23 protein-coding genes are annotated in these 26,331 nt (G+C 36.7%); 15 read left to right on the top strand and 8 right to left on the bottom strand.

Going from position 1 to position 26,331, the window contains the following annotated elements; all coding sequences use genetic code 11:
• The first annotated feature begins 74 nt into the window (after window positions 1-74).
• The 4 genes from LKL37_RS01570 (at window position 75) to LKL37_RS01555 (ending at window position 6,198) form a co-directional block, all read left to right on the top strand.
• Window positions 75-800 (top strand): class I SAM-dependent DNA methyltransferase, encoded by a 726-nt coding sequence (locus tag LKL37_RS01570; RefSeq protein WP_431608825.1) that lies wholly within the window; start codon window positions 75-77, stop codon window positions 798-800.
• Window positions 800-1,528 (top strand): ZIP family metal transporter, encoded by a 729-nt coding sequence (locus LKL37_RS01565; protein ID WP_431608824.1) that lies wholly within the window; start codon window positions 800-802, stop codon window positions 1,526-1,528. The genes LKL37_RS01570 and LKL37_RS01565 overlap by 1 nt, the downstream gene beginning before the upstream one ends.
• A gap of 268 nt (window positions 1,529-1,796) precedes the next feature.
• Complete coding sequence (locus LKL37_RS01560; protein WP_431608823.1) at window positions 1,797-4,535, top strand: SusC/RagA family TonB-linked outer membrane protein; 2,739 nt, start codon at window positions 1,797-1,799, stop codon at window positions 4,533-4,535.
• 10 nt (window positions 4,536-4,545) lie between these two features.
• Window positions 4,546-6,198, top strand: a complete 1,653-nt coding sequence (locus LKL37_RS01555) for a RagB/SusD family nutrient uptake outer membrane protein (protein WP_431608821.1) — start codon at window positions 4,546-4,548, stop codon at window positions 6,196-6,198.
• Between the two features lie 61 nt (window positions 6,199-6,259).
• Here the strand turns inward: LKL37_RS01555 and LKL37_RS01550 are convergent, their stop codons facing one another.
• Window positions 6,260-7,645, bottom strand: coding sequence for an OmpP1/FadL family transporter (locus LKL37_RS01550; RefSeq protein WP_431608820.1), 1,386 nt, complete (start codon window positions 7,643-7,645; stop codon window positions 6,260-6,262).
• Window positions 7,646-7,699: 54 nt separating this feature from the next.
• The gene (locus LKL37_RS01545) at window positions 7,700-8,821 is read right to left on the bottom strand and encodes a prolyl-tRNA synthetase (RefSeq protein ID WP_431608819.1); all 1,122 of its coding nucleotides are present in this window, start codon (window positions 8,819-8,821) and stop codon (window positions 7,700-7,702) included.
• Between the two features lie 142 nt (window positions 8,822-8,963).
• Between LKL37_RS01545 and proS the strand changes: the two genes are divergently transcribed.
• The 6 genes from proS to dnaJ all read left to right on the top strand — a co-directional run bounded on the left by proS (window position 8,964) and on the right by dnaJ (window position 15,794).
• Complete coding sequence (gene proS, locus LKL37_RS01540; protein ID WP_431608818.1) at window positions 8,964-10,439, top strand: proline--tRNA ligase; 1,476 nt, start codon at window positions 8,964-8,966, stop codon at window positions 10,437-10,439.
• A gap of 119 nt (window positions 10,440-10,558) precedes the next feature.
• A complete protein-coding gene (locus LKL37_RS01535; protein ID WP_431608817.1) occupies window positions 10,559-11,884 on the top strand; it encodes a DUF937 domain-containing protein in 1,326 nt (441 codons plus the stop codon).
• A gap of 114 nt (window positions 11,885-11,998) precedes the next feature.
• Window positions 11,999-13,327: an Nramp family divalent metal transporter gene (locus tag LKL37_RS01530; RefSeq protein WP_431608816.1), complete on the top strand. Its 1,329-nt coding sequence runs from the start codon at window positions 11,999-12,001 to the stop codon at window positions 13,325-13,327.
• 200 nt (window positions 13,328-13,527) lie between these two features.
• On the top strand, window positions 13,528-13,821 hold the full coding sequence (locus tag LKL37_RS01525) for a Bor family protein (protein ID WP_431608815.1): 294 nt from the start codon (window positions 13,528-13,530) through the stop codon (window positions 13,819-13,821).
• A gap of 217 nt (window positions 13,822-14,038) precedes the next feature.
• Window positions 14,039-14,575 carry a nucleotide exchange factor GrpE gene (locus LKL37_RS01520; protein WP_431608814.1) on the top strand — a complete coding sequence of 179 codons (537 nt, stop codon included), beginning with the start codon at window positions 14,039-14,041 and terminating at the stop codon, window positions 14,573-14,575.
• 100 nt (window positions 14,576-14,675) lie between these two features.
• A complete protein-coding gene (gene dnaJ, locus LKL37_RS01515; RefSeq protein ID WP_431608813.1) occupies window positions 14,676-15,794 on the top strand; it encodes a molecular chaperone DnaJ in 1,119 nt (372 codons plus the stop codon).
• A gap of 153 nt (window positions 15,795-15,947) precedes the next feature.
• On the opposite strand, the gene LKL37_RS01510 is transcribed toward dnaJ, so the two are convergent.
• A complete protein-coding gene (locus LKL37_RS01510) occupies window positions 15,948-16,832 on the bottom strand; it encodes a DUF808 family protein (protein WP_431608812.1) in 885 nt (294 codons plus the stop codon).
• A 155-nt stretch (window positions 16,833-16,987) separates the two neighbouring features.
• Here LKL37_RS01510 and LKL37_RS01505 point away from each other — a divergent pair, with 155 nt between their 5' ends.
• The 3 genes from LKL37_RS01505 to LKL37_RS01495 are packed head-to-tail and all read left to right on the top strand — an operon-like array spanning window position 16,988 to window position 19,823.
• Window positions 16,988-17,473: a tetratricopeptide repeat protein gene (locus LKL37_RS01505; RefSeq protein ID WP_431608811.1), complete on the top strand. Its 486-nt coding sequence runs from the start codon at window positions 16,988-16,990 to the stop codon at window positions 17,471-17,473.
• Between the two features lie 41 nt (window positions 17,474-17,514).
• Complete coding sequence (locus tag LKL37_RS01500) at window positions 17,515-18,903, top strand: serine hydrolase (RefSeq protein WP_431608809.1); 1,389 nt, start codon at window positions 17,515-17,517, stop codon at window positions 18,901-18,903.
• 50 nt (window positions 18,904-18,953) lie between these two features.
• Window positions 18,954-19,823, top strand: a complete 870-nt coding sequence (locus tag LKL37_RS01495) for an alpha/beta hydrolase (RefSeq protein ID WP_431608808.1) — start codon at window positions 18,954-18,956, stop codon at window positions 19,821-19,823.
• Window positions 19,824-20,107: 284 nt separating this feature from the next.
• Here the strand turns inward: LKL37_RS01495 and LKL37_RS01490 are convergent, their stop codons facing one another.
• Together LKL37_RS01490 and prfB are read right to left on the bottom strand one after the other, a co-directional pair.
• Window positions 20,108-20,806, bottom strand: coding sequence for a DedA family protein (locus LKL37_RS01490; RefSeq protein ID WP_105702492.1), 699 nt, complete (start codon window positions 20,804-20,806; stop codon window positions 20,108-20,110).
• An 86-nt stretch (window positions 20,807-20,892) separates the two neighbouring features.
• Window positions 20,893-22,005, bottom strand: coding sequence for a peptide chain release factor 2 (gene prfB, locus LKL37_RS01485; RefSeq protein WP_431608807.1), 1,113 nt, complete (start codon window positions 22,003-22,005; stop codon window positions 20,893-20,895).
• A 159-nt stretch (window positions 22,006-22,164) separates the two neighbouring features.
• Between prfB and LKL37_RS01480 the strand changes: the two genes are divergently transcribed.
• On the top strand, window positions 22,165-22,437 hold the full coding sequence (locus tag LKL37_RS01480) for a hypothetical protein (protein WP_431608806.1): 273 nt from the start codon (window positions 22,165-22,167) through the stop codon (window positions 22,435-22,437).
• Here the strand turns inward: LKL37_RS01480 and LKL37_RS01475 are convergent.
• The 3 genes from LKL37_RS01475 to LKL37_RS01465 form a co-directional block, all read right to left on the bottom strand.
• Entirely contained in the window at window positions 22,434-22,739 is a 306-nt protein-coding gene (locus tag LKL37_RS01475; RefSeq protein ID WP_431608805.1) for a hypothetical protein, read from the bottom strand. The genes LKL37_RS01480 and LKL37_RS01475 overlap by 4 nt on opposite strands.
• A gap of 64 nt (window positions 22,740-22,803) precedes the next feature.
• A complete protein-coding gene (locus tag LKL37_RS01470; protein WP_431608804.1) occupies window positions 22,804-23,910 on the bottom strand; it encodes an NAD(P)/FAD-dependent oxidoreductase in 1,107 nt (368 codons plus the stop codon).
• Between the two features lie 49 nt (window positions 23,911-23,959).
• Window positions 23,960-25,312 carry an AAA family ATPase gene (locus LKL37_RS01465; protein ID WP_431608803.1) on the bottom strand — a complete coding sequence of 451 codons (1,353 nt, stop codon included), beginning with the start codon at window positions 25,310-25,312 and terminating at the stop codon, window positions 23,960-23,962.
• 116 nt (window positions 25,313-25,428) lie between these two features.
• Here LKL37_RS01465 and LKL37_RS01460 point away from each other — a divergent pair, with 116 nt between their 5' ends.
• On the top strand, window positions 25,429-26,331 hold the full coding sequence (locus tag LKL37_RS01460; protein ID WP_431608802.1) for an ABC transporter ATP-binding protein: 903 nt from the start codon (window positions 25,429-25,431) through the stop codon (window positions 26,329-26,331).

The following is a 26,331-nucleotide window of genomic DNA, read 5'->3' as shown; positions in this document are numbered from 1 at the left end:
AATTGAATTTTTCAATCTCTTAATGTTGTAAAATACTTTGCTTTTAACCGCACAAATTTAGTTATTTTTGCATTATGGAATGGTTTGAATCTTGGTTTGATACCCCTTATTATCATTTGCTTTATAGCAACAGAGACTATACTGAAGCAGAAAACTTCATTACAAAGCTCACTGCGGACCTTCAGTTGCCGCCTCAGTCGAAAATCATAGATCTTGCTTGTGGAAAGGGAAGACACTCTGTTTTCCTTAATAAATTAGGGTATGATGTTTTGGGGCTGGACCTTTCAAGACAAAGTATTGAATCCGACAAACAGTTTGAAAATCAAACTCTGATTTTTGAAGTTCATGATATGAGAAACCCAATTGATGCGGATCCTATGGATGCAGTATTCAACTTATTTACAAGCTTTGGGTATTTTGATAATGAAAGCGACGATAAAAAAGTATTCCAATCCGTTTATAACGCTCTGAAGCCCGGAGGATATTTTGTACTGGATTATCTAAACGAAGAGTTTGTAAGAAATACTTTAGTTCCTGAAACAACAATAACCCGTGGTGATATTGATTTTAAGATTCTGAAGAAGATTGAAGGCAGACACATCATCAAAGATATCCGTTTTGAAGCCGACGGTAAGCCGTTTCATTTCTTTGAAAAGGTAAAGCTTCACACATTGGAAGCCATCCATAATTATGCTTCTGAATGTGGTTTTGAAAGAATAAAAATCTGGGGAGATTATCAGTTGAATGAATTTAAAAAAGAAAATTCCCCGCGTTGCATCAATTTATTTAAGAAAAAATAATGACAACAGTACTTTTACTGATTTTAAGTGTCGTAACAGGAGTATTCCTGGGAAAACACTTTGGTAAAAAAGAAAAACTGGCTAAAAATCTACTGATATTAAGTGCCGGTTTTTTGATTACGATCTGTCTTAATGAGGTCTTTCCGCAGGTTTATACCTCTGCCGGAAGCAATAATCTTGGGATATTCGTGATCGGAGGAGTTCTTCTTCAGATGATTCTGGAAGCGCTTACCAAAGGTTTCGAACACGGACACTTCCACCATCATAGCGAACATAATATTCTTCCTGCTGCTTTAATGGTAGGTTTATTCATCCATGCTTTCATTGAAGGAATTCCTCTTGCCAATGAAACACATGAGATGTCACCTTACCTGTGGGGAATTGTATTTCACAATCTTCCGATTTCATTTATTCTGGGAGCATTTTTATTTAACAGAAAAGGAGAATCCAAAAGTTCTTCATCCTATCCGTCTATTCTCATTGTAGCTTTATTTGCATTGGCTTCTCCAATGGGGATGTTGCTAGGAAATTATTTCAACCCTGATCTCCAGCCTTATTTTCTGGCTATTGTAGGAGGAATTTTCCTTCATATTTCATCCGTGATCATTTTTGAAAGCAATAAAAATCACAATATAGACTGGGTAAAGATCGGACTCGTTGTTTTGGGAGTTTCACTTGCGCTGATGATGCATGTTTTCCATCAACATCCCACTACCCATTCTCATTAAAATAAAAATAGCTCCGGAATCCGGAGCTATTTTTATTTTAATGATACATATTTTCCACAATCATTCTCGTTAATCTTTACCCATAACACTTTAGACAAATAAGTTAAAATTTGTTTTTTTAAAAATATTTTACATGAAAAAATAAATAAAAATTAAACATTTACATTATAAAGTGAAAAATACACATTGTTTAACATTTTTTAACAAACAAATAATAACAATACATTGTTTTTTGTACATTAGCTACATCAACAGCACCTAATAATGTATGAAGAAACATAAAAACTTAACAACATCAGTCTGTTTTTTTTTAATGACCGGTTTCATAGCGGCTCAGACTACGAAAAAAACAGATTCTTTAGAAGAAAAAAAGATTGATGACATTGTAATTATCGGTTACAAGACCCAGAAAAGATCCAGCCTTACAGCAGCTGTTTCTGTTATTTCCGACAAAAAACTCCAGGATTCCAACACCTCCAGCGTATCCGGTCTTCTGCAGGGAAAAGCTGCCGGAGTTCAGATCTTGCCTGGCGGAGGTTCTGCAGGCTCTGTAGCCACTGTAAAAATCAGGGGTACTTCCACTATCAATGGCCCAAGTAATGCCCTTTGGGTGGTGGATGGTGTAGTAATGCCCTATGCCCCCAACCTGGATCCCAATCAGATTGAAAGTATCAACATCTTAAAAGATGCTGCTTCTACAGCCTTGTATGGCTCTAAAGCAGCAAATGGTATTGTACAGGTATTTACCAAATCAGGAAATTCAGGAAAAGGAACATTAAGTGCATCTCTTACTAATTCTTTTAATGTGTTTAACAACGGGCGCTTCAAACTTATGAACGGAACGCAGCTGTATGATTATTTCACCTCATTAAAAGGAGCCCCGGCCATCCCCGAAACACTCAGAAACGATGGCTACAACTGGCTGAAAGATGGTACACAAGCAGGAGTTGTACAAAATTACACTATTGATTTCAGAGGCGGGTCCGACCATTCCAAAACCTATATTTCAGGAAATTATTATAATGAAACCGGAACTATTAAAGGAGATGAATTTAACAGGCTCTCATTCAGAATCAATCATGAACAAACCATAAAACCATGGTTGATACTGAAACCTAAAGTCAGTTTATCATATACCACGAGAAAAGATACACAGGCTTCACTTTATCAAATGTACCTTAATATGCCATGGGATAATCCCAGAGATGCCAATGGGAACCTGATCCGGGTTGATGAGGATTACACAGATTGGTATGGAAGGGATAAAAGCAATTACCTTTATGACCTTCAATGGAACTATGGTAAAAGTAATCAGCTGGATCTCATAGGAAATATAGATGCTGAAATCAAGTTTACCGATTATCTCAAATTCATCAGTACAAACAATGTCACTTACAAAAACTATGATGATATGTACTATACCGATCCCAGATCGATCAGCGGAACAAGTAATAAAGGACAGCTAACAGAAAATTATCAAAAAGATATTAGCAAATTTTTCAACCAGATGCTGAGGTTTGATAAAGATTTTGGAAATCATAACATCAACGCATTAGCTGCGTATGAATATACTGACAGGTTCTATAAGGAATCACGTGCAGGTGTTTATGGCGTAGTACCTGGTACAGATATTTTTAATACCGGTGCAACCACAGGTCAAAAGCCTACAGGGAGAAAGCTTGACCGTGCTTATAATGCCCTCCTCTTTAATACCGAGTATGTATATGATAAAAAATATTTTATCCAGGGATCCTTAAGAAGCGAATCATCTTCTGCATTTGGAGCCAACAAAAGAAATGGCTTATTCTATGCGTATAGTGTAGGATGGAATATTCATAAAGAAAATTTTTTCAACGTAAAACCTGTTAACGAATGGAAATTACGAGCAAGCAGAGGACTTGTGGGAAATACCCCAAGCCCTGATTACGGATGGCAGGATCTATATAGGCTTACAGAGAAATATAACGGACAGATAGGAGCAACATGGTTTCAGCTCGGAAACGCTGGACTAACCTGGGAATCTATCTATCAGAATAATATCGGTACGGATATCAGGGCATTTAACAACAGACTGACTTTAAATATTGACTATTTTAATAATAAGACGAAAGACTTACTGGTGCTTGTCCCTCTGCCATCACTGACAGGTGTTGACAGACAGTACCTGAATATAGGTGACGTCAAAAACAAAGGCTGGGAATTCAATGTAAATTATTCCATTATCCGCTCAAAAGATATCAGCTGGGATCTGGGATTCAATATCAGCACCTATAAAAACAGCGTACTTTCAACCCGAAACAACAGTACACAGGTATTAGACAATTATCATGTAGCCATACAGGGATATGACGTTACCTCTTTCTATATGAGAAAGTGGCTGGGTGTAAATCCGGACAATGGTGAAGGACAATGGGAGGTAATTAATCCGGATGGAAGCAGAAGTGCAACCTCAAAATACAACCTGGCTACCGTACAGGTAGTAGGAGCTGCCACACCAGATTATTACGGCTCTGTAAGCACTAATCTGAATATCAAAAATTTCTATCTTGCCGCGAATCTTTACTTCTCACAGGGTGGACAAGTGTATAACTCGTACAGAGAATTATTTGATTCAGACGGTGCCTATCCTTATTACAACCAGATGGCCTTAAAAGATGGATGGACAAGATGGGAGAAACCGGGAGATATTGCTACCCACCCAGTTGCTGTATACAACAATAATTCATTAACAAATAAGCCATCATCACGTTATCTTGAGGATGCCAGCTTTGTCAAGTTAAGATCCCTGAGAATAGGATATAATTTTCCGGCAGCTCTAACAGAAAAGATGAAAATAAAATCAGCGAATATTTATATTATGGGTGAAAATTTATTTACCATCACCAAATTCTCCGGAGTGGATCCGGAAGTTGGTAATGCAGATAACCAAAGCGCCTATTCTGGCAATGCAGGAGCGATCTACCCTATTCCGAGAAGATTTTCTTTAGGCTTAAACTTTTCTTTTTAAAAAAATAATTATGAAAAAAATACTTATTCCCATTCTCATAATATCATTAACGGCATGTAACATAGACCGTTCACCCTATGATTCAATGGAGTCTGATGTTATTCTGACGGACGCAACAGGACTGAAGACCATAACGCTGGGAAATTATGCATTGCTTAAAGGGGATGCTGATGGTGGCGGGTTTTACAACAACCTGTACAGGATCAGTGAATATGGTGGAGATAATATCGATATCAGCGGAACTACCACCGATTCATTCTTCTATTATTATAATTACAAAAGTATTAAAAACAATGCCCGCACCAATACCATCTGGAACTCCGGATATAAGGCGATTATTGGGTGTAACAGAGTAATATCAAAGGTTGCCGAAGGAAAAGATACAGAAACAGATCAGCTCATAGGCGAAAATTATTTCTTGAGAGCTTATGTATACTTTTCTATGGTTAATGTGTTTGGAAGACCATATAATCAAGGGACAGGCAATTCCGGAGTACCTTTAAAGCTATCTGACGACGTCAACGATTTGCCTGGCAGGGCCACTGTGGGAGAAATATACAATCAAGTGGTCAAAGATCTTCTGAAAGCTGAAAAACTGATGACCCTGAATAAAGATAACATATATGCATCCAAAGAAGCAGCGCAGGCTTTACTCTCCAGAGTCTATTTATACATGGAAAACAATGATAAAGCAATAGAATATGCAGATAAAGTCATCAATTCCGGGAAATATTCACTTCTGTCTAAAACAGAACTGCCTGCTTATGCCACCAAAACTCCCGAAACCAATACAGAAACCATTTTTGCATTTAAATATAATAAAGATGGAGACTATAGTGATGGCTGGTATACTATAGGCTCTATGTATGCCACCATACAGAATGTGGGCTGGGGTGAAATGTATGCTTCTTCCTCTTACCTGGATCTTATCAATCAGAATCCTCAGGATGCAAGACTGAAGTTTATTTCTCCAAAATACAGCAGTCCGGCAGTTCCTGTAGCATATTGGGTACAAAAGGGCACCAACTCATCCGGTGCCGTAACCTACAGTTATCAATTTCAAAAGACCTTCCAACAGAATGGAAATACTTATTTTACCATGAATAATATCAATTATCAGGTACAATCTGAAGTAACACCTAATAAAACAAACTATTATTTTGTTAACGCAGCAGGTGGAAAAACTTATGTTTACCTGGATAACGATATGGATAAAAGAAATGGATACCCTAAATTTTATGTTTTAAAATGTTCATTACAGGAAGGTGTTCCACAATTGTGGTCTCCGGTTGTTATAAGACTGGCCGAAATATATCTGAACAGAGCCGAAGCCAATGCCAAAAAAGGGAATACCGCTTCAGCACTCGCAGATGTAAATACCATCAGAACAAGAGCCGGAATACCTGTATATAATTCAGTACCTGCAGGACAAACTACTCTGGATGCAGTTCTACAGGAAAGAAGGTTAGAAATGGCTTTTGAAGGACATAGAAGATACGATGTCTTTAGAAACAAACTTGATCTCGACAGACAATATCCGGGCACCCATTTAAGTGGAAGCAATGCCTTTTATACAGTACCTTATACCCATAACAGAGTGGTAGAATATATTCCTGAACAGCAGATTCAGATCCAGCCGAATCTGGTGCAGAATCCAGATTAAAAAACAAAAAGCTCCGGATTCCGGAGCTTTTTGTTATATATAACTTTAATGTTTTAAAAGCTTAGAATTTCCACCCTAATGTAAGGAAGAAGTTGTTTCTGTTGCTTTTTACATCACTTACTGCATAAGAATCACTTTCGAAGATTTTACTTGAAGAATAATAAGATGAATCAAAATTATCTCCCATATATCCTCTCATGAAAGGATTGGTATATTTGGAAGAGATATTCTGATAAGAAGCATCTACATAGAATGATTTGAAATCATATCCGATACCGAATGAAAGTGTATTTCTGTCACTTAATATCAGATTGCTGTAAGACTGATCTCCTACACTTCCTGCATCATTAAATCTACTGATTGTAAGCGCATCAAAAGGACTTGACTGGTAAGAATAACCACCTCTCAATCTGAATTGCTGTACTCTGTACTCAGCACCAACTCTTACTTCTGAAAGATTCTTGTAGTTGTCTTTAAAGAAGTCATTTAACTCTCTTTCTGCACCTCCATAAACTTTATAGTCAGGTTTTGTAAGTCCAAGGGTATAGTCTACGTTCAATGAGAAGTTTTTACTTGCTACAAATGCAGCACTCACCGTTGCTTTAAGCGGTGAAGTAAACTTTCTGTTTTCAGCCCCCATATCATCCCCATAAGTAGGATCGTTATAGAAATAATAATTTCTGTCTATATTCCAGAATGTAGGCGTTTCAATAGATGCTCCCAATCTGAAATTAGGACTTAGCTTTCCAATTACCCCTAATGAAGCAGAAAAACCTGAAGACCTTTCTGAATAAGGAGTATCCTGCTTACTGAATCCTTCTGTAGAATTGTTCGTTAGATTTCTATAAAATAAGGTATCATATTGATCCAATGAAGCATTGAAAAAATTGAAACCAGCTCCTAAATATAAATTATGATTGTAATTCGCTCCAACCCCAAAACTCATTTTTGACAAATTGCCGTATCTTTCATACATGTGCCCTGCCATTGCAGCATCTTTCGTTACATCAGCTTTATCAAAAGCATACACGATATTATTATTTCCCGGCGACTGGATTACATTATCAAGCTGCTGATTGGAAAAATTGATACCGATATTGATAAATTTCCATTTAGTCTCCGTCATCAGAGGAAAAGCGATTATTCCTCCTGCATTTCCAAGATCTCCTTTGGTTTTGCTATAGTTCATCGTAGATCCTCCTAAAGAGCTGCTGTTTTTATTTCCTAAAATAGATAAAGTTCCTGAAACCTCTCCTGAAATAGCAACCCCTAAACCTGCCGGGTTGGTAAGCAAAGAGTTTGCATCACCACCTAGCGCACCATTAGATCCAGCCATTGCATTAAACTTAGCAGATCCCACCATAGGAGTATTTGAGTAAACATCCACAGTATTTCTTATCACAGAAACATCCTGAGCCTGCGCATAAAATGCAGCAGAAATACTCATTAATACTAAAGATTTTTTTAACATTATTTTTTAATAGTTTATTAGTTTGAACAATTATCTAAAGCCGCCTCTGCCTCCGCCGCCGGATCTCATTCCGCCACCGCCGCCAGAAGAACCACCTCTGAAGCCGCCGCCGCCGTTGAAGCCTCCGCTAGATCTGAAACCTCCGGAATCATTAGATCTGAAGCCTCCATTATTGTTATTATATCTCGGCTGTGACTGCTGCTGATAATTATAGTTAGGCCTTGTCTGTGGCGCAGAATTACGGAATCCGCCATTGGATTGTGTATTTCTGAATCCGCCTGAATTACCGTTTCTGAATCCTCCTGAGTTGCTATCTCTGAAGCCACCATTACTGTTTCTGAAACCACCATTTGAATTGGAGTCTCTGAAGCCGCCGTTATTGGTGTTTCTGAATCCGCCATTTCCATTACTATTTCTGAAACCTGAATTATTGGTATTCGTTCTGTATACAGCATTTGCTACCCCAGTATTCTGGAATCCTCCTCCACTGATGCCGCTTCTTCTGTAAACAGGTCTGTTGTAGTATCCACCACCCCAGTATCCTCCTCCATATCCCCAGTAAGGGTTTCCGTAGCCACCCCAGAATGGATCATAATATCCTCCATAACCATATCCCCAGTATGGACTTCCCCATCCGTAAGAGCCTCCCCAGCCCCAGCCGAATGATCCGCCCCAACCCCAGGACATGCTTGCACCCCAGCCCCAGCCGCGGTTCATACCCCAGCCCCAATATGGGCTGTAACCACCATACCATCCCCAAGGAGATCCCCATCCCCATGAGTTGTCATAGTAGTTGGTTTGAGAACCTGCATAAAGTCCCCAGTCGGAATCTGTGGCATTAGAGTTCCAATTGGTATTGGTTCCACTCCAGTCACTATATCTGTTTTGCTGCTCTCTGGAATTCGTTTGTGCATTTTGAATGACATTAGAATCCTGATAGTAGTCATAATATTCTCCTACTCTGTTCCCGCTATCATTAATGATAACTCCTTCAGGTAGCGTATCCTTATTGGGGTCGTAATACACCCCGTCTGTCTCGCTATACCCTCCCATCTGAGCACCACAAGACACAAGTAATAATCCGCCCGATATAGCCAATATCCCTTTGGATCTTAGCAGACCAAGCAAATTTTTATGTATATTTCTTTTCATGATAACGTAAAAATTTTTAATTTAAATTATATTTGCAATGTGTACCAAAAATGTACCAAACACTGGTAAAAAATCTATCAAAAATAGATTTTTATTTTTAGATAACAATAATGTACAAAAGTTAAAAAAATTTTAAAAAATAATGGCAAAATTAACCTCAAGAAGCGAAGATTACAGCAAATGGTATAATGAGCTGGTGGTAAAAGCTGATTTAGCTGAAAACTCAGGCGTGCGTGGATGTATGGTAATCAAACCGTATGGCTATGCGATCTGGGAAAAAATGCGTGATGAAATGGATAAAAAGTTCAAAGAAACAGGTCACGTGAACGCATACTTCCCGCTTTTTGTGCCCAAGAGCTTGTTTGAGGCTGAGGAAAAGAATGCAGAAGGTTTTGCAAAAGAATGCGCTGTTGTTACCCACTACAGACTAAAAACCGATCCGGACAATCCATCAAAACTGATTGTAGACCCGGATGCGAAACTGGAAGAAGAGCTTATCGTTCGTCCTACTTCGGAAGCTATTATCTGGAATACCTACAAAAACTGGATTCAGTCTTACAGAGACCTACCGATATTGATCAACCAATGGGCGAATGTTGTTCGTTGGGAAATGAGAACACGTCTTTTCTTAAGAACTGCAGAATTCTTATGGCAGGAAGGTCACACTGCTCACGCTACAAAAGATGAAGCGATTGAAGAAGCAGAAAAAATGAATAAAGTATATGCAGATTTTGCTGAAAACTTTATGGCGATGCCGGTAATTCAGGGATTGAAAACTCCATCTGAAAGATTTGCTGGAGCTGATGAAACCTATTGTATCGAAGCATTAATGCAGGATGGAAAAGCTTTACAGGCAGGAACGTCTCACTTCTTAGGACAGAATTTCGCAAAAGCATTTGATGTAAAATTCACCAACAAAGAAGGAAAAATTGAACATGCATGGGCTACATCATGGGGTACTTCAACTCGTCTGATGGGTGCTTTGATTATGACGCACTCCGATGATTTCGGATTGGTACTGCCTCCTACTTTAGCACCGATTCAGGTAGTAATTGTTCCGATCTTTAAAGGAGAAGAGCAGCTAGAGCAAATCAGTGAAGTGGCTTTAGATATTCAGGCAAAACTAAAAGCAAAAGGTATTTCTGTGAAATTTGACAATGACACTCAGAATAAACCGGGCTGGAAATTTGCAGAATACGAATTGAAAGGAGTTCCTGTAAGAATTGCAATGGGACCAAGAGATCTTGAAAACAAATCTGTTGAAATTGCAAGAAGAGATAATCTGACAAAAGAAGTTCGTTCTATTGAAGGTCTGGATTCTTATATTGAAGATTTATTGAAAACTATTCAGCAGGATATCTATAACAAAGCTTTTGAATTCAGAGAAAATAATATCACGAAAGTAGATACTTACGAAGAATTCAAAAAAGTTCTGGAAGAGAAAGGTGGCTTCATCTATGCTCACTGGGATGGAACAGCTGAAGAAGAAGAACAAATTAAGGACGAAACGAAGGCAACTATCAGATGTATTCCTCTGGATAATGACATAGAAGAAGGAATTTCTTTGATTTCTGGAAAACCTTCTAAGAGACGTGTATTATTCGCAAAAGCTTATTAAAAATTTTAATTATTTAGAACAAAATCATTAAAATTTAAAGAAATATTCAAAAAAAAATGACGTTTGGAGAGATTTTTGTTTAAATTTATGTCAACATTAATCAAAAAAATTTATTTATTATGTCTTTAAATGTCATTGATTTAATTAAAGGACAATTAGGTCCCGCTTTAGTTTCACAGGCTGCATCGCAGTTTGGAGAAAGTGAATCCGGTATTTCTAAAGCAATTGGTGGATTATTACCTGCTGTAGTGGGTGGATTAGCCAATAGTGCAGATAAGCCTGGCGTTGTGGATGCTATTACACAAGCCTCATCAAGTGGAATTTTAGGAAATTTATTAGGCGGATCGTCTAGCAATCCTATTATTTCTACTTTGTTATCTTCAATTTTTGGAGATAAAGTAAGTGGATTAGTCAATTCCATTGCCAGTTTTTCAGGAGTCAGCAACACGACTGCAGGTTCTTTGTTAAACCTGGTGACTGGAGCTACAGTAGGTACAGTCGGGAAATATGCAGCAGACAATAATCTGGGTGCTTCTGGTATTTCCAGCTTACTGAACGATCAGAAAGGCATTATTTCTTCTTTATTGCCGGCAGGTCTTTCTTTAGCTTCCTTTGGATTAGGAGCTGAAAATTGGTTTGGTCAGGCTAAGGAAACTGTTTCTTCGGTAACTTCTACTGCTAAAGATAACATCTCTGAAGGTGTAGCTACAGCAAGAGAAAATGTTTCTGAAGGAGCAAGAGAAATAAGAGAACAATTTAATAATAACAACGATAATCAAGGCGGAGGTTCAATCTGGAAATGGTTGCTTCCGCTTTTATTATTGATAGCAGCCGCCTATTTCTTATGGAAACAGTGCGAGAAGAAGCAGACAACCACTACTACCACTACGTCTGACTCTGCTACTACCAGCTCTACTTCAGATACAGCTGCTACAGTTACAACTGCAACACCTGCTCCGGCTACTGCTAAAACCGACGAAAACATTGACCTTAACGGAGTAATGTTAAAAGGTTACAAAGGTGGTATGGAGGATCAGATGATTTCATTCCTGAAATCTGGCGGTTACAAAAATGCGGCTGATGATTCTGCATTGAAAGATAAGTGGTATGATTTCGATCACGTAAATTTCAAAATGGGAAGTTCTACTGAACTTGAGACAGGTTCACAAGGACAATTGGATAACTTGGTGGCTATCCTTAAAGCTTTCCCTGAAGCAAAAATCAAAGTTGGGGGTTACACTGATAAAACAGGAAACGAAGCTTCTAACGTAAAATTGTCAAAAGCAAGAGCTGAATTTATCAAAGCTGCTTTAGCTAAAGCTGGCGTTGGTGCACAGGTAATTGCTGCAGACGGTTACGGAAGTCAATTTGCTAAAGTAGATGCAAAAGCTTCTGATGCTGAAAGAGCTGCTGACAGAAAAATGTCTATCAGATTTGCGAAATAATCTTTAGACTTAATAAAAATTAGATCCCGGAAATCAATTTCCGGGATTTTTTTATGCCTTAATTCTTTCTGTTTACATTTATTTAATTAAATTTGTTAGTCATTTCTAACATTTATGAATTTCAATATAAAAAGCGCCTGGCGTAAAGATAAAACAACTCATTCCTTATCAGAGGTTTATTCATCAATCAAAGTCCCTAAAAATGCCACTTTCTGGAGGAAATATCTTGCATTTGCAGGACCGGGTCTGATGATTGCCGTAGGATATATGGATCCGGGAAACTGGGCTACTGATATTGCAGGAGGAGCTCAGTTCGGGTATACCCTTCTATCGGTAATTCTTATCTCTAATATTTTCGCAATGGTTTTACAGCACCTTTCTGTGAAACTGGGAGTAGTTGCAGAAAGAGATCTTGCACAAGCATGTAGAGACCACTTCAGTCCTACCACTAATTTTATTCTCTGGGTATTCTGTGAAATAGCCATTGCCGCCTGTGATCTCGCCGAGGTCATCGGTTCAGCCATTGCATTAAACCTGTTATTCCATATCCCGCTGACCTGGGGAATCGTGATTACAACAGTGGATGTTTTAATTATTCTTTTGCTTCAGTCCAAAGGTTTCCGATGGATTGAAAGTATTGTAGGAGGGCTTATATTTATTATTCTGGCATGTTTCGTGTATGAAATTATCATTTCACAGCCTGCTTTTAATGAGATATTGGGAGGTTTGGTTCCACAAAAGGAAATCATTCAGAATCCTGCGATGCTTTATATTGCTATCGGGATTTTAGGGGCTACGGTGATGCCACACAACTTATATTTGCACAGCAGCATTGTACAGACCAGAGATTACACGCGTGATACGGAAGGAAAAAAAGAAGCGATAAAATTTGCAACTATAGACAGTACAGCTTCATTAATGCTGGCTTTCTTCATCAATGCAGCAATCCTTATTCTGGCTGCCGCTACATTCCATACTACAGGGAACGAACATGTGGCGGACATTCATGATGCCTACAAAATGCTGACTCCCATCTTAGGAGCTTCCATGGCAAGCATTGCATTTGCCATTGCTTTGTTGGCTTCCGGACAAAACTCTACATTAACAGGAACACTTGCAGGACAGATTGTAATGGAAGGTTTTTTGAATATTAGATTAAAACCATGGCTTAGAAGGCTGATCACCCGACTAATTGCTGTAATTCCTGCGCTTATTGTCGCTATTCTTTATGGCGAACAGGGAACAACAGAATTACTGGTTTTAAGCCAGGTCATTTTATCAATGCAGCTTAGTTTTGCTGTTGTTCCTCTGGTGATGTTTACCAATGATAAAGCTAAAATGGGTGAGTTTGTCAACAAGCCATTTCTTAAAGTCTGTGTTTGGATTATTTCTTTTGTAATAATTATTTTAAACATCTATTTACTTTATAAAACTTTTTTTTAATTAATATTCATTATTTAAATTTAAATATTATAGTTAAAATTCAAAATTAACAATTTATATGAATTATCAATTTATTAAACAAAATACTGGTAATTAAATTATTTCATAAAAAAAATTAAAAAAGGCATAAATATTGATATCAAATCAATGATTTTGTAATAAATTAATTCACACACACTTTAACTATAATATTTAAAAAAATGAAAAACACATTCAGAGTTATGACTGCTGTCGTAGCTGCGTCAATTTTATTAACATCTTGTTACTCGTACACAAGTGTTGTAGGAAAAGGAGCAATAGGAGTCGAGAAAACAAACAAATGGAACCATTACTTTGTGGAAGGTTTAATTCCTGCTTCTGTTTCAGATTCTAATAAACTGGCAAATGGTTCTGAGAACTACACAGTTCACACCAGACAAACATTCCTTAATGGTCTTATTTCAGCAGTTACCTTTGGTATTTATACTCCTACCACAACTACAGTAACTAAATAAAAATTTATTCTGTATAATGAATGTACAAAAACCGTCTCTTTGAAATGAGTCGGTTTTTTCTATATTAATAGTTGCTGATAGCTAATTTGATGTTTAAATGTTATATGGACTTTAGCACACTACCAGAAAACAAGAGTATTATTAAAACCTGCCTTAATGTCCTGATTTTAGATTTGGCAGGCTCTTTGTCAAACAATCAGTAAATAAATATTGAATTATGGAAAACCAGGATATTAACGAAGAAAGCATCAATAATCAGGAAGAAAACAATGTTCAGAATGACGCAACGTCTCAGGACAATGTGACAGCTACTCTTTCTCCAGAGGAACTTTTGGCAGAAGAAAAAGACCGTTACATCAGATTGTATGCTGAATTCGAAAACTATAAAAAAAGAACGACTAAGGAGAAGATGGAATTCTTTCAGTACGCCAACCAGGAGATGATGGTTTCAATGTTAGGGGTTTTAGATGATTTTGAAAGAGCATTGAAAGAAATCGCTAAAAACGGAAATCCGGCAGACCTTCAGGGTGTAGAACTGATCTATCAGAAATTCAAGAATAAACTTACCGAAAAAGGCTTAAAAACAATGGAAGTAAAGGCTGGTGACAGCTTTGATGTTGATTTCCATGAAGCGATTACTCAGATCCCTGCTCCATCGGAAGATTTGAAGGGAAAAATCGTAGACGTTATTGAAACAGGATATACTTTAGGTGATAAAGTCATTCGTTTTGCAAAAGTAGTAACAGGAAATTAAATTCATAAATGATAAATGATGAGTGATAATAGATGAATATTTCACTTATTAGCTTTACAATATCTTTTATCATTTATCAATAATCAATTATAAAATTGTCATGTCAAAAAGAGATTATTACGAGGTTCTTGAGATCAGCAAATCTGCATCTGCCGACGAAATAAAAAAAGCATACCGTAAAATGGCCATCAAATTCCACCCGGATAAAAATCCAGGGGATAAAGAGGCTGAAGAAAAATTCAAAGAAGCTGCTGAAGCTTACGAAGTTCTAAGCGATGATCAGAAACGTGCAAGATATGACCAATTCGGTCATGCCGGAGTAGGTGGAAACGGTGGTTTCGGAGGCGGAGGCTTCGGAGGCGGAATGAACATGGAAGATATTTTCAGCCAGTTTGGAGATATTTTCGGTGGTGGTTTCGGAGGATTCGGTGGCGGCGGCGGAGGCCGCCAGCAGGTGAAAGGTTCTAATTTAAGAATCAGAATCAAGCTGAACCTTGAGGAAATGGTAAATGGTACTCAGAAAACCATCAAAGTTAAAAAAATGAAGATGGCAGAAGGTGCCACTTCAAAAACATGTCCTACCTGTAACGGTTCCGGTGTTCAGTTAAAAGTAATGAATACCATGTTTGGTCAAATGCAGACTCAGACAACTTGTAGTACTTGTCAGGGAATTGGAAAAGTTGCTGACAAAATTCCTGCGGGAGCTAATGCACAAGGTCTTATTAAAGATGAAGAGGAAATCACGATCAACATTCCGGCAGGAGCAAGAGACGGCATCCAGCTTAATGTAAGAGGAAAAGGAAATGATGCACCATTTGGCGGAATTCCGGGAGACTTGTTGGTTATTATTGAAGAGGAAGTAGATCAAGTGATCAAGAGAGAAGGCGATAATCTTCACCAGGAGCTGTATGTTTCATTTGCTGAAGCTGCTTTAGGAACTAAGAAAGAAATTCCTACCGTAGGCGGAAAAGTAAAAATTACCGTTGATCCGGGAACTCAATCCGGAAAAATCTTAAGATTAGCCGGAAAAGGACTTCCAAGCATCGACAGTTATGGTAAAGGAGACATGTTCATCCACATCAATGTATGGACACCACAGAAGCTTACTAAAGAGCAGAAAGATTTCTTTGAAAAGCAGATGTCCAGCGGAGAAATGGTAGCGGAACCATCCGGAAAGGAAAAAACTTTTTTTGATAAAGTAAAAGATTTATTCAATTAATATAAAAAAAGAGACTTTTTACAAGTCTCTTTTTTTTGTTTAAAGTTCAAAGTTTTATATTCAAGGTTTAAATTTATCTTTGAGCCTGATCATAAAAAATCCTGCACTCTTTCGGGTACAGGATTTTTTTGGTTATTTAATTCTAATTCTGTTTTATCTTTTTGTCGCTAAAGAATAGATTCCTTTTCCTAAAGTAAATACGGCAACCGCTATCAATCCGCCAACAACACCAAGAGTAAGCTCTTTCAAAACATCTGGCCAAGTTGGAAATATCCCATGGAAAAATTCAATCCTATGCAGAAAAATTCCACCAGCAACCATTATCAAAGCAATTGTTCCTACAACTCCTAATATTTTAATAACAATAGGTAAAGCCTTCACTAATAGATGTCCAAGCCTCCCGAAAAAACCTTTATCGTTACTTTTCTTTATTAATTTAAACCCTGCATCATCCATTCTTACGATCAAAGCTACAATTCCATAAACTCCAACAGTAGCGATAAATGCAACCAGGCTCGTTACTAAAATCTGCGTAATGAAGGGATGACTTTCTTCCAATACGGTTCCTAAAGCAATAATAACGATCTCGATTGATAAAATAAAATCAGTTGTAATTGCCGATTTCACTTTCTCTTTTTCAATTTCTTCAGAACTTTTTTCGTCTTCTTCAATTTCCTCTATAACTTCATGACCCTTTTTGTCACGGTGAAAAAGAAATTCTATTACTTTTTCAACGCCTTCAAAAGCCAGATAGAATCCTCCAAGGATCAATACATAATTAATAGCCGGAGCATACAACCAATTAAGTAAAAAAACGATAGGAAGAATAATCAGTTTATTGATAAATGATCCTTTGGTAATGGCCCACAGAACCGGAATTTCCCTTGAAGAAAGAAAGCCAGTGGCTTTTTCTGCATTTACAGCAAGGTCGTCTCCTAAAATTCCCGCTGTTTTTTGGGTAGCAATCTTACTCGTAACTGCTACATCATCCATCAATGCTGCAATATCATCCAAAATTGCAAAAAAGCCTGATGCCATATTTTAATTTTTTTTTAATCTTTGTTAAGTCCAGCAAAAATAAATATTTAATTCCGTTTTTGGATTCATAATCTGACAATAATTTTGAAAATTATAAGAATGATTAAACAATGCTTCACTTTCAATATTTTATATCTTTGTTTAAAATCTAATCAATGAATGAAAACTGGGAAATCCAATTGCAAAGTATATGGCTGAAGCTTGGAACAATAAGCAACGAAAAGTTTATTCAGCAAATTAAAAATCATGTTGATTTACTTTCAGATTCCCAGGCTATTGCAGATTTCGAAAGAGCCTGTGCTTTTGATTCCACAGGACATGAAAAAGAAGCGGAACCTTTGTACAGATCTGCATTGGATAAGGGGTTAACCGGTTTACGGAGAAGAAGAGCAAGAATCCAGCTGGCAAGTACCTTAAGAAATAATGGAAAAATAGAAGAAAGCATCCATATTTTAAGAGAAGAAAAAGCCAATTATTCTGATGAACTGAATGATGCAGTTGATTCTTTTTTAGCATTATCCCTTTCTTCAGCAGGAGAGCACAAAGAAGCGCTGTCTATAGCATTGAAGGCGATATCAAAACATTTGCCCAGATACAATAATTCTTTGAGCCGCTATGCTGAAAATCTACTATCAATATAAACAAAATCTGCTTAATTTTAACCGTTTTTAAAACTGATACGATGCGTCAATTTCATATTTTAACTTTAGGATGTTTGTTCTATCTGTTCAGTACATTCTGCTCTACTTTAGAAGCTCAGAGTCAAACAAATCCCAACAGCTTTAATCAGGAAAAGAAAAAACAGGAAATAGACAGTATTATAAAAGCATTTGAGGGCATTAATAAATTTAACGGAACAGCTTTAATTCATTATCAGAATAAAAATATTTTCGAAAGATCATATGGCTGGCAAGATGCAGAAAAAAAAATTCCCAATCAGGATAAAAGTGTGTATCAGATTGCTTCCTTAACCAAATCATTCACGGCTCTGGTTATTGTAAAACTAAGTGAAGAAGGAAAACTTTCTTTCAAAGATCCTATCTCAAAGTTTATTCCGGATTATCCCAGAGGAAATGAAATCACTATTGAACATCTCCTTACCCACACCTCAGGAGTTTATGAAATACTACGCAATAAAGAGTTCTTCAGCATGCTTCCCACGGGAAAATCAATAACCAAAGATCAGGAACTTTCGTTTTTTAAAAATGAACTACTGGATTTTGAACCCGGCACTCAATTTTCGTATACCAATTCAGGGTATATTTTATTGGGCGTTATCATTGAAAAAATAACAGGGCTTTCTTATGAGGATGCTGTAAGAAAAATCATCTTAAATCCTCTAAAAATGACACACACCGGCTTTAACTATAGGGCTCTGAAAAGTCCTTACAAAACGGTTCCTTATTCTTATATTTCAAAGACAAAACAGGAAAAAACACAGGTTTGGAATTCTACATTAACCGGTCCTGCAGGACAGATCTACAGTACCGTTGAAGACCTTTACAATTATTATTCAGGATTGAGAGATTATAAAATTGTTTCCAAAGAAGCGTTTAAAAAAGCTACTACACCTTATTTGAGCGGCTACGGCTATGGTTGGTTTATTGATGATCTTTACGGGAAAAGACTTATTAACCATGGCGGAAATATAGAGGGTTCCACAAGTTATTTTGCTATGCTTCCTGAGGATGATCTTTGTATTATTCTTTTGAACAATATCACAAGTAAAAAACTGGAGAAAGCAGGAAACACTATTTTAGCAGCACTTTTAGGACAACCTTATACTCTTCCACAACCTAAAAAAGAAACAACACTAAGTGCTGATATTCTTAAAAAATATATTGGCGATTATGAGCTTTCTGATAATAGCCTTATCCATATTTTATACGAAAACGGTCAGCTTTTTATTCAGAACAATAAAGATCCCAAGGTAAGAATGCTGGCCGAAAAAGAGGATGTATTTTTTCTTCAGGATGATGACACCGAGATTTCTTTTACTTTCAAAAAAGGAGAAAAAGACGTTATCACAATAAAAAAAGGACTTTCATCAAAGACAGCAGAAAGACTTTAATTAGGTCTTGACTTCTCTAAAATAAATAGAATTTTTCGTAAATTTAATTAATGAAAAAGTTCATTCTCCGGTATCATTTTTTCGTCATGGGATGCATTGGTTTTCTCCTGCAGTCCTGTAATACGAAATTCAGAGTTTGGGTAGGTCCCGGAGGGCAGCAGAAGATTTACAATTTGAAATACGGCGAACACAAAAGACAGAAAATGGATGTCTTTCTTCCCAAAGATTATGCTGAAGACGCTCCTGTAGTTCTTATCGTTCATGGCGGAGCCTGGACTTTAGGAAAAAAGGAACATATGATTCAGGTTCAGAAAATGCTTTTTGAAAACAGGATACCGAGTATCAGCATAAATTATAGATTGGTTTCTACAAAGGAAAAAATTACTTATAAACAACAGCTTGAAGATATTGGTCTGGTGATTGAGAAGTTCAATTCGTTAACCGAAAAGGCAGAACTTCAGCCCAACAATTATATTCTTTTGGGAGAAAGCGCCGGTGGACATCTTGCTTTACTTTATGGCTATCAGCACCCTGAACAGATTAAAAAAATCATTTCTTTAAGCGGACCTACAGATTTTTTCAGTTCTGAATATCTGAAATCCTTTTATTCCAAATATACTTCTCCTACTTTTCAAAAGGTAGTTGGGACTAAGTTTGACCGGAAAAATATATCTGAAGCCTTTAAGGAAGCCAGCCCTATCGCAAATATTACAAATGTTCCCACCCTCCTATTCCAGGGAAACAATGATGTTCTGGTCAACCAGCATCAGGGAATTGCTATGGACTCAGCGCTTACCCAGATGAAAGTTCCACATAAATTCATTTTTATGAAAGGTGCCGGGCATGCGCCAAGATTTTTCAGTAAAAGAAAAAGAGACAGCATTATCTATCCGAATATTCTGGAATGGATTAAAAAATAAAAATTCCTATCAAACTTTTATTTTATTTAACGCAAAGGATAAATAATTCTAACGTTTCATATTTAAGGAGGCAAAGAGAGGTGACTTTGTCACTGATGAAGCACCCGAATATACATCCATCCGCTTAGAAAGAATCAATTTTATTGATTCCCTTCTTTGCTCTCTTAAAATAGTTTATTATAAAGATAATCTTTGCTTAAAAAAACAATCATACTCAAATCATAAGTAATAAAAAAGCCATCTCACTATTGAGACGGCTCTATATTTTTGATTGAATTTTTTATTTATTCAAAATCCTGGTCTTCGTATTTTTTAGAAAGATCTTCTTTTTTTCCAAAAACAAATTTGAAGATAACCGGAAGTGTAGTTACCAATACGATTACAATAATAATGTATTCCAGCTTTTGTTTTAAGTTAATTCCAAACTGCTCCATGAAAAGTTTGTCCAGATAATGCCCTGCAAAGATCAAAATGAATGACCATAAAACAGCACCAATAACATTATCTCTTAAGAACTCTTTTTTATCCATCTTTACAATACCTGCTACAATGGGTGTAAAAGTTCTTACAACCGGTAAGAATCTTGCCATAATAACAGCTAATGCACCGTGTTTTTCAAAGAAATCGTGAGCCTGATAAAGATACTTCTTCTTGAAAAGCATTGAATCCGGTCTTTTATATAAGGCAGGTCCGGCTTTTCTTCCAAAATAGTATCCTACTTCATTTCCTATAACAGCTGCAAGAGCTACCCCTGAAGCTAATATTGTGGTATCTAAGAAATCACTTCCTGTAGAACCAAAAGTCTCTTTGATGATTTCAACGGCATAAATTCCCGAAACGAATAAAAGAGAATCTCCAGGTAGGAAAAATCCTACAAAAAGACCTGTTTCAGCAAAAACAATAAACAAAATCAGCCAAAACCCTCCCATTTTAATATAAAATTCCGGGTTTAATAAATCCTTCCAGCTATTGAAATCTTCCATAAATATCGATGAACAACAAAAGTAAGTTTAAAATGTCTGAAACAAAAATTAATTATAAGATTTTAACTAAAATTCAAACATGATTTTTATAATTCAAGATCATCATCGGAAACTGCCGTCCCATCGGCCATTAAGAATGCTTTTAGGAAAGGAGTAAGATTTCCGTTCATTACTGCATCTACATCTGAAGTTTCATGACCGGAACGTACATCTTTTACCAGTTTATACGGGTGCATTACATAGTTTCTGATCTGGCTTCCCCACTCGATCTTCATTTTGTTGGCTTCTATCTCGTTTCTTGCTTTCATACGCTCTTCCAATTCCATTTCGTATAGTCTTGAGCGAAGGAGCTGCATTGCTTTTTCTTTATTCTGAAGCTGAGAACGGGATTCTGAGTTTTCAATAATAATTCCGGTTGGTGCGTGGCGAAGACGTACAGCAGTCTCTACCTTGTTTACGTTCTGCCCTCCTGCTCCGGAAGATCTCATGGTTTCGAAACTGATATCGGCAGGATTGATATTGATCTCAATGGTATCATCTACCAAAGGATAGACATATACTGAAACAAAGCTTGTATGACGTTTTGCATTACTGTCAAAAGGGGAAATTCTTACCAGTCTGTGTACTCCGTTTTCTCCTCTTAAATATCCAAAAGCAAATTCTCCTTCAATTTCAAGAGTTACGGTCTTCACACCCGCTACATCACCTTCCTGAAAGTTCAGTTCACGGATTTTATAGCCTTGTTTATCTGCCCACATCGTATACATTCTCATCAGCATAGCTGCCCAGTCACAACTTTCTGTTCCTCCTGCTCCTGCTGTAATCTGAAGGACTGCAGAAAGCTCATCTCCTTCATTGGAAAGCATATTTTTGAATTCCAGGTCTTCAATTTTCTCTACCAACTGCGGGAATGTTTCGTCCAGCTCTTTTTCAGAATCCGGATCTTCTTTGGCAAAATCAGCTAAAACCTGCAGATCTTCAAACTGTGTCTGAATTTCATCATAGCCTTCCACCCATTTTTTCTTGGATCGAAGCTGTTTTAAAAATGCCTCGGCGGTTTTGGGGTTATCCCAAAATTCAGGTGCTGCAGTTTTTTCATCATCATTGGCAATTTCAATCTTCTTTTTTTCAATCTGAAGGTATCTGTGTAAGTCTTCAATTCTGGATTGAACGTCTTTTATCTGGTCGTTGTTAATCACGAATGTTTCTTTTTTGCAAAAATAAGGAATTCTTTTAGAGTGGAGAGGTACTGGTTCAAAGTTACGGGTTTAAAGTTTGGGGGTTGAGGTTTTGATTTTTGGAATTTAAAGAAGAGAAAAATATTTTTCCTTTATATTTATATTTTAAAACAGGTTTAAATGGATATCAATGATTGGATTAATGAGCGTAATGGAAATTTTGCTCAGTTAAAGAAACTTATTGTTTCAATGAATTTAATTCCGGGACTTTCCAAAAGCAATTTTGATCATCTCACTGAAAAACTTCTTCAACAGCTGGAAAAAGGAGCAGATCAAGATAAATTGGAAAGAATTATAGAAACTGAATTGTGTGTTTCTTATGGCCTTTACAGATATGAGTTCAATTCAGAAGAATTGGCATCTGAAATTTTTAACTGGTGGGAAAATAATTAACTAAAAAAATAGTCTCTTTTCAAGATAAAAACAGTACACATACCTATAACATGTATTGCAATAATAAAAGGAAGAGCTTTTTTTGTTCCAAATTTATCCATTAAAAAACCATAAACAGGTAATTGTATTATTCCTATAAATACAGGTATTTCTTCATTTAAAAAAGTCCCCAGTAAACTAAACGGAAAGATAGCTAATAAAGGAAAATAAGTCCCGTGGCCTCCACCTCCTGCACGGATTGCAAGAAAGCCAAGAGGAATTGTTAACATAGAAAACCATACTGTATATTTATAACTACTCATACTGTTTTATTCCATTTTATTCGTAAAATCTCAGATTAAGATCTCAATTTAGTTTTATCATTTATCAAATCTTTTCTGCAATCATTTCACCAATCTTAGGAGCTAAAGCAACCCCCATTCCTGAAAGTCTTACAGCACAAAACTGTCTTTCCGAAAGTTGTTTTACAATAGGTGTTTTCTCATCACCCATAGCCATGATTCCTGACCAGCGAAGCGCAATTTTAATGCTTTGATGAGGCAGAATGACTTCTTTCAAAAAGTTTTCCAAATGATTCTGCAGGAATTCTGTTGTTTCAAAAGTAGTTGTTTCTTCTGTTTTAAAATCCTGATTTCTTCCGCCACCCAGTAATATTCTGTTTCCTATATTTCTGAAATAATAGTAACCTTCATCATAATGGAATGTTCCTTTAAGTTTCAATCCATCTATTGGTTCTGTCAGAAGAACCTGCCCGCGGGCAGGAATGATATTTTCATTTTCCAGAAACTTTGATGTAAATGCGTTGGTACAGTAAATAATTTTATCCGCTTTTATCGAAAGATTATCGGAAACATAAACCTCAACGTCATTTACTTTTTCATCAATGTTATTCACCTCTGTTCCGAATAAAAATTCAATTTTCAGTTCGTGGCATTTTTCCAGCAATTTTTGCAGCAGTTTTCCGGAATGAAGACTTCCTTCACACGGATTTTCAATCAGAAATGCAGATTTCCCAAGTCCAAATTCTTGTATTTTATTCTGTCTCAAAGTATAAGTTTGATCCAATCCGGTTATTGCTTTCAGTTTGTCATTTACTGTGTCAATATGGACTAAAGGTTCTTCATTATTTACAATTTCATAACCTCCGTTGAGTTCAAAATCAATTTCATCATTTCTAAAATAATGCTGAATTTTCTGAAGCCCGTCAAATCTCATTGTAACAAGTTCCAGTGTTTTTTCCCAGCCCATTTTCTGCGAATCGGCAACAACTTCGGTAAGGCTTCCGAAACAGGCAAAACCGGCATTTCTCGTGGAGGCACCCAATGGAATGGCATTCCGTTCAATAATGAGAACAGATTTGTCAGGATATTTCTCTTTGATGGATATCGCTGTCCAGAGCCCGGAAAATCCCGCACCAATAATGATAATATCTCTTTTTCTGTAGAAAGTGTCCAGTTCCCAGATGCTGTTCATGAGTAATGAATGATAAGTAATTTTTGAAAAACACTAAACTTTGAACGATTTACCCTTTATCTCCCTCATCATTATGCTGAAAACCGATTGCTCTTTGGGGTTCTTCAACAACTCTGTAGGTTTCCAGTTCGCTCTTCAATGCCTGAATCCTAAACTTAAAATCATCAAAATTATTGATAATGGCGTCTGCAAGGAATCTTGCTACCTGATCAAGATATTCTTCGGTAAGCTTGGAACCGGCATCCCTTAAAGCTCCGCTCAAAAGATCCTGATCAATCTTAAGCTTTTCATTTCTGGTTCTTTGATAAAGATTTTTAATTCTTTTCTTTAAACTTTGGGTAAAATCGATCAGCATGGTATTGCTGAATGCTTTCATCTTTGAAGCTATTTCATGCCAGAAAGGAACTTTATCTGCTTTATTGTTTTTAAGTATTTTGTAGAGTAAAGAATCTTCTTCCAGTCCTCTGGTCATGGCATATAAAATGATTTCTGACCGCTCTGAAGCATTGGGAGGAAAAATAGGAATCAGCACATCGAATCTTCCCGGAGCAAGAATTTCTTCGTCGATTTCTGAAACAGAATTGGCTGAACCAACCATTAAAACTCCTTCTTTTTCAAATTTTCCGATATAATGGAGAATAAGCTCCTGGGCTTCAAGATTACAGGAAGCAACATCTGTTTCTGCTTTTCTCTGCATCATAATTTCATCAAAATCGTCCATGAAGAGCAGCATTTTATTTTCCTTCATCATGTTCAACAGAAAATCACTGAAGTTGATTTCATTTCCGTCAATCAATGAGGTTCCCAAATAATGTTTTTTGACTTCTTTAAACTGATAGCCTATGATTTCAGCAATTTTATTCGCCCAAAATATTTTACCGCTTCCCGGAGGGCCATAGAGAATAATTCCTGCAGGCTTGTTGATCCCCCAATCTTTGATCTGCTGTGGATTCAGAAAGGGTTCCAAAACAGTAGATGTATAAAAAAACAGATCTCTGTATCCTATAAAATCTCTTTGCTGAAGACTGGTTTTACTCCCGAAATAATCATAGACAAACTTATAGTTTCCTCCTAATTTATTATCAATTCCATAACTTGATATGGAGGATTTAAAAAAACCGTTATCAAAAATATTGAGATCATTATCTTTAATCACCTTTTCTACCTTGTCTTTAGGCTGGTTGATGACTTTGGCAATCTGCTCCAATGTTTTATTTTTGTCCAGATCTTTTTCATATAACCTTAAAAAGTCTACATTTTCCCGGGCAAATTTTTCAAAATCTTCTTTTACTTCAAAATTCGTACTGACACAGTCTACCAATTCAAGATCAAAATCCTGTATAAACTGTTTTATGGCTTCTGCAGATACATTCAGTTCTTCTGCCAGTTCAATTAGCTTCATAAGTGTTGATTAATTCTATCAAATTTAATGTATTTACCAATAAATTGATATTGATTTATGATAATTCTGTAACATTATCTAATTTATATAGACTACTACTATGTAAAACAAATTACATGGAAAAGATTTTATCAGTAAAAAATTTGACGAAGAAATTCAAAAGAGTTGTGGTCAACAATATTTCTTTTGATGTCGAAAGAGGAAATGTTTATGGGCTTTTGGGTCCCAATGGAAGCGGAAAATCCACGACTTTCGGGATGCTGCTTTCAACAATCAACCCTACCAGCGGAGATTGGTTTTGGTTTGGTAAAAAAGGAACAGATCCGGAAACTTTAAAAAAGATTGGAGCAATTATCGAGCAGCCCAACTTTTATCCTTATTTAAGTGCGGAAACCAACCTTAAGATTGTAGCCGAAATTAAAAAAACTCCTTATTCCAGAATTGACGAAGTTCTGAAAACCGTAAATCTTTATGAAAGGAGAAAAGATACTTTCAAAACCTTTTCTTTGGGAATGAAACAGCGTCTTGCCATAGCTTCAGCGATGTTGAATAATCCTGAAGTCATGATATTAGATGAACCAACCAATGGATTGGATCCTGAAGGAATTATTCAAATCCGAGAAATCATCAGCGATATTGCCAAGCAGGGAATCACGATTATCATTGCAAGCCACCTTTTGGATGAAATTGAAAAAATATGCAGCCATGTCATTGTACTGAAAGAAGGAAATTCTATTTATTGCGGACGAGTGGATGAAATGACTTCCAACAATGGATATTTTGAACTGAAAGCTGATAATAACACATTACTTTTAAATGCTCTGAATGAGCTTCAATGGTTCACTTCTATCAATCAGGAAGGAGATCTTATCAAAGCTCAGATCCGTGATGATGCTTCTATTTCGGCTTCGGCAATGAATCAGAAACTGGCAGAGAGGGGAATTTACCTTTCTCATCTGACCAAGAAAAAACTGTCTCTTGAATCTCAATTCCTTGAACTTGTAAAAAACATTAATTAG

The sequence above is a fragment of the Chryseobacterium sp. 'Rf worker isolate 10' genome, from assembly GCF_050753305.1.
In the GTDB taxonomy this organism is placed as follows: Bacteria; Bacteroidota; Bacteroidia; order Flavobacteriales; family Weeksellaceae; genus Chryseobacterium.
Note: the sequence above shows the minus strand (reverse complement) of the source record. Positions and strands in the feature narration are given on the sequence as shown.